Below are 4,399 nucleotides of genomic sequence, written 5' to 3'. Positions count from 1 at the left end.
TACGTAGCGGCTACCACTTTTGCGTTTCCCCGCGAATCCCTTCGGAGCGGACAGTCCCACCCCTTGCGGGACGGAGCACTGAGCCTAGACTGGAAATATTCTTCTCCCCACCGCAGCCACATGCGGCCCTGAATATATTTTTTAACTTCCTATGCGTTTGAAAGGAGTCCAACCCATATGCAAGCTTTGGAAACCCAACGGCTTACGTTATCGTACGGAGAACGCAACATCATTGAAGCATTAGATTTAAACATCCCGCGTGGAAAAATCACAGTTTTCATTGGCAGTAATGGCAGTGGCAAATCTACATTGCTGCGCTCTCTGGCACGTTTACTCAAACCAAAGGAAGGCGCTATCCTGCTTGAAGGAGAATCGATCGCGAAACGCTCTACCAAAGAGGTAGCCAAACGTCTTGCTATCCTTCCTCAAGGCCCATCTGCACCAGAAGGATTGACGATTCTGCAATTGGTCAAACAAGGACGCTATCCTTATCAAAACTGGCTACAGCAATGGTCAGAAGAAGACGAGCAGATGGTCAACAAAGCATTGGCAGCTACACAACTCACGGATATGGCTAACCGTGCCGTCGACAGTCTCTCTGGCGGACAACGTCAGCGCGCCTGGATTGCGATGACGCTCGCACAAGGTACCGAAACGATTTTGCTGGATGAGCCTACGACTTATTTGGATATGTCGCATCAGATTGAGATTTTGGACCTGTTGTTTGAACTGAACCAAACGGAACAGCGCACCATCGTCATGGTTCTCCACGATCTGAATCTCGCTTGCCGCTATGCCCACCATATCGTTGCCGTTCACAATCAGACTGTAGTGGCAGAGGGCGCTCCGAACGAAGTGCTGACGACCGACCTTGTCCGTACGGTATTCGATATGGATTGCCAAATTACGCAAGACCCGCTGTACGGAACTCCTATGTGCATCCCGTACAGCAAAAGTCGCCTGGGCACTGTGCAGACCGAACGAAAAGCATTCGCCATGTCATAAGCGCCAAAACAACAAAAAGACTGTCCATCGAGTCGTATGGGCAGTCTTTTTTCGTATGCAAAAACTTGAACGCGCAACGAATCGGTGGAAAAAAACAGCGGCAATCCCGGACTTTTTTGCGTCCTGGACTGCCGCGCGCTCGTTTTATCTATTTAATCATACAAGCTTACTTCTTCAGGTTGTAGAATGCAGAACGACCGCCAAAACGAGCTGTATCAGCGAGTTCGTCTTCAATACGCAGCAATTGGTTGTACTTCGCTACGCGGTCAGTACGGGAAGGCGCACCAGTCTTGATTTGACCTGCATTTGTAGCGACTGCGATATCCGAAATCGTAGAGTCTTCAGTTTCACCGGAACGGTGGGAAATCACCGCAGTATAGCCAGCCAGCTTCGCCATTTCAATTGCTTCGAAGGTTTCTGTCAGCGTACCGATTTGGTTTACTTTTACCAGAATGGAGTTACCTGTAGAGGTCTCGATTCCACGAGCCAGACGCTCGGTGTTCGTTACGAACAAATCGTCACCTACCAGCTGAACTTTGCTGCCCAATTTGTCAGTCAGTGCTTTCCAGCCATCCCAGTCGTCTTCAGACAAACCGTCTTCGATGGAGATGATTGGGTATTTGTTTACCAGATCTTCGTAGAACGCGATCATTTCTTCTGTTGTTTTCACAACGCCTTCGCCTTCGAAGTGGTATTTGCCGTCTTTGAACATTTCTGTAGCTGCTACGTCCAGCGCGAGGAACACGTCTTTGCCTGGCTCATAGCCTGCTGCTTTGATCGCATCCAAAATGGTTGTGATCGCTTCTTCGTTGGATTTCAGGTTTGGAGCGAAGCCGCCCTCATCCCCTACTGCTGTGCTCAGGCCTTTTTCACCCAATACTTTTTTCAGGGAGTGGAAAATTTCCGCGCCTGTACGCAGTGCTTCCTTGAAGGATGTCGCACCTACTGGCATGACCATGAATTCCTGAATGTCTACGGTGTTGTCTGCGTGCTTACCACCGTTCAGGATGTTCATCATAGGAACTGGCAACATTCTCGCGTTGAAGCCACCGAGGTAGTTGTAGAGAGGAACGCCGAGAGAATCTGCAGCTGCACGTGCTACTGCCATGGACACGCCGAGAATCGCGTTTGCGCCCAGCTTGGCTTTGTTTGGCGTGCCGTCGAGCTGAATCATCGCCATATCGATGCCGACTTGATCCAGGGCATCCATGCCGATCAGTTCAGGAGCAATGATTTCATTCACGTTTTCTACGGCTTTCAGAACACCTTTACCCAAGTAACGGGATTTGTCACCGTCGCGAAGCTCAACTGCTTCATACGCACCTGTAGACGCTCCAGATGGAACATCTGCGCGACCCATCGAGCCATCTTCGAGATACACTTCTACTTCCACAGTTGGATTACCGCGGGAGTCCATAATTTCGCGTGCATAAATGTCAGTAATCATTGCCATTTCTCGTCCATCTCCTTTTTTCATGTGCACTTACAATCTATTTCGATAAACGCCAAGCTACCCTTACAGTGTGTCCCAGCAAAGCCTATTTTGCAAGTAACGATTTGCCTGTCATTTCAACCGGTTGCGCTACCCCCAAAAGCTCCAAAAGCGTTGGCGACAAGTCGGCCAAAATACCGTCTTCGCGTAGAGCAGCCCCGTCTTTGGTCACGATTACAGGCACCGGATACGTGCTATGTGAAGTAATCGGACGTCCCGCTTCATCCAGCATCAGATCCGCGTTACCGTGGTCAGCTGTGATGACGGCTACGCCACCTTTTGCTACGATTGCATCGACCACTCGGCCCAAGCATGCATCGACTGTCTCGACTGCTTTGATCGTTGGCTCCATCATACCGGAATGACCAACCATGTCGCAGTTGGCAAAGTTCAGGATGATCGCATCAAAATTATCCGCCTCGATCTCAGCCACAACAGCGTCTGTCAGCTCCGGTGCACTCATCTCCGGCTGCAGGTCGTACGTTGCCACTTTTGGCGAAGGAATCAGGATACGCATCTCACCTGGAAACTCCTTTTCACGTCCGCCACTGAAGAAGAACGTCACATGCGGATATTTCTCCGTCTCTGCAATGCGCAGCTGCTTCAAGCCCTGCTGGGAAAGAACCTCTCCCAACGTGTTATCCAGATTGGAAGGCTTGTAAGCGACATACCCGTCAACCGTCTCGGAAAAATGCGTCAGGCACACAAAATGTAGATCGCGTGGGCGCTCATCGCCGCGGTCAAAGCCACGGAAATCTTCATTCGTAAAGGCTTGCGACATTTGAATCGCACGATCTGGACGGAAATTATAAAAAATAATCGAATCGCCGCTTTGAACGGTCGTCACTGGTTTTCCTGCTTCATCGAGAATCACGGTTGGCATGACGAACTCATCCATAATGGACTTTTCGTAGGATTCCTTTACCGCTTGAACCGGATCACGATAAGCTGGAGCATCTGCGTACACCATGGCACAATACGCCTTCTCTACACGCTCCCAGCGTTTGTCACGATCCATCGCATAGTAGCGGCCTTGTACGGTAGCAATACGGCCAACGCCGATCTCTGCGATTTTGGCTTGCAGCTGTTCGATATAGCCCACTGCACTGTCAGGCGATACATCACGACCATCGAGGAAACCGTGGATGAACACATCCGCAAAGCCCTGCTTTTTCGCCAACTCGAGCATCGCAAACAAGTGGTTAATGTGACTGTGTACACCACCATCGGACAAAAGCCCGAACAGATGAAGCTGCTTGCCGTTTTGCTTCGCGTGCTGGAAAGCAGCGATCAGTGTTTCGTTTTCAAAAAAAGCGCCTTCTTGAATCGACTTGGTAATGCGCGTCAGATCCTGATAAACAACACGCCCTGCCCCGATATTAAGATGGCCTACCTCGGAGTTGCCCATCTGTCCTTCTGGCAGTCCAACAGCCAGCCCACTTGCCTCCAGGGTCGCGTGAGGGTATTGATTCCAGTAACGGTCAAAATTCGGCTTGTTGGCTTGTGCTACTGCGTTTCCGTGCGTCTCGTTACGCAAAGCAAAACCATCCACAATCAAAAGGGCAACCGGTTTTGGTCTTTGTGCCATTGCTTTCTCCTCCTATCGCGACGTAGCTCCTGCCACAAGCTGCAAGTAACTGTCCGCTACGAGACTCGCTCCACCAACCAATGCTCCGTCGATATCCGGCTGTGCCATGTAGCTTGCGATGTTTTCCGGCTTTACGCTTCCGCCGTATTGAATGCGCACTTTCTCGGCTGTCGCTTGTCCGAAGCGTTCACCGATTACGCTGCGAATAATAGCAATCGTTTCATTTGCATCTTCTGCCGTTGAAGACTTGCCTGTGCCAATCGCCCAAATCGGCTCGTATGCAATAACGGTATCCGCCACTTGTGCAGCGTCCA

At 50.5% G+C, this 4,399-nt stretch carries 4 protein-coding genes; 1 reads left to right on the top strand and 3 read right to left on the bottom strand.

Going from position 1 to position 4,399, the window contains the following annotated elements; translation table 11 throughout:
• Positions 1–177 precede the first annotated feature (177 nt).
• Positions 178–1,005 carry an ABC transporter ATP-binding protein gene (locus tag PMI05_RS28365; RefSeq protein ID WP_007729437.1) on the top strand — a complete coding sequence of 276 codons (828 nt, stop codon included), beginning with the start codon at positions 178–180 and terminating at the stop codon, positions 1,003–1,005.
• Between the two features lie 166 nt (positions 1,006–1,171).
• Here the strand turns inward: PMI05_RS28365 and eno are convergent, their stop codons facing one another.
• The 3 genes from eno to PMI05_RS28350 form a co-directional block, all read right to left on the bottom strand.
• Complete coding sequence (gene eno / locus PMI05_RS28360) at positions 1,172–2,458, bottom strand: phosphopyruvate hydratase (protein WP_007729436.1); 1,287 nt, start codon at positions 2,456–2,458, stop codon at positions 1,172–1,174.
• Between the two features lie 85 nt (positions 2,459–2,543).
• A complete protein-coding gene (gpmI, locus tag PMI05_RS28355; protein WP_007729433.1) occupies positions 2,544–4,085 on the bottom strand; it encodes a 2,3-bisphosphoglycerate-independent phosphoglycerate mutase in 1,542 nt (513 codons plus the stop codon).
• Positions 4,086–4,097: 12 nt separating this feature from the next.
• A partial coding sequence (locus PMI05_RS28350) for a triose-phosphate isomerase (protein ID WP_007729432.1) occupies positions 4,098–4,399 on the bottom strand: 302 nt, incomplete at its 5' end.

The organism is Brevibacillus sp. BC25 (assembly GCF_000282075.1).
Classification (GTDB): domain Bacteria; phylum Bacillota; class Bacilli; order Brevibacillales; family Brevibacillaceae; genus Brevibacillus.
This window is presented reverse-complemented; position numbering and strand designations above follow the sequence as displayed.